An 813-nucleotide genomic window follows, 5' to 3' on the forward strand; every position below is an offset into this window, starting at 1 on the left:
GGTCATAACACGCTGTTGATGATAGTGATACTGTCATAACTCATAGCTATGTTTAGAACAACTTATGTAAGGAGCGTCGATATGTCTGGCAACATGAAAGCAGCCGCCTTTATTGAAAAAGGCCGAATTGAAATCGTTGAAAAGCCGATACCAGATATTGGTGATAACGATGCTTTGATACGTATAACCACCACGACAATTTGTGGTACGGATGTCCATATCCTTAAAGGTGAATATCCAGTTGAACAAGGCTTAACGATTGGCCATGAACCGGTCGGCACAATCGAAAAGCTGGGCAAAAATGTACAAGGTTATGAAGAAGGGCAGCGCGTAATTGCAGGGGCAATATGCCCAAGCTTTTATTCCTATGCCTGTCAAGATGGCCTGCCAGCACAGGACGGTGGATGTCATCATCATGGTTATAAGCCCATGGGCGGCTGGCGTTTTGGCAATACGATAGATGGTGCACAGGCTGAATTTTTAGTCGTACCGGATGCTCAAGCCAATCTAGCTCCCGTACCGGATGGCTTGAGTGACGAACAGGTATTAATGTGTCCTGACATTATGTCTACCGGTTTTGCCGGTGCTGAGTCAGCCAATATTAAGATTGGTGATATTGTGGCCATATTTGCTCAAGGGCCGATTGGCTTATGTGCGACAGCTGGCGCCAGATTAAAAGGGGCCAGTCTAATTATTGCCATTGATGGTATTGATGAGCGTCTGGCCTATGCCAGACAGTTAGGTGCAGATATCACACTCGATTACCGTCAAGTGGATGTTATCCAGGAAATCATGAAAATCACGGGTGGTCGT

At 45.9% G+C, this 813-nt stretch carries 1 protein-coding gene; it reads left to right on the plus strand.

Going from position 1 to position 813, the window contains the following annotated elements; all coding sequences use genetic code 11:
• Positions 1–81: 81 nt before the first annotated feature.
• Positions 82–813, plus strand: a 732-nt coding sequence (locus tag B4K20_RS03590; RefSeq protein ID WP_289281914.1) for an alcohol dehydrogenase catalytic domain-containing protein, incomplete at its 3' end; no start/stop codon positions are given.

The sequence above is a fragment of the Methylophaga sp. UBA5088 genome (genome assembly GCF_002414625.1).
GTDB classification, from domain to species: Bacteria; Pseudomonadota; Gammaproteobacteria; order Nitrosococcales; family Methylophagaceae; genus Methylophaga; species Methylophaga marina.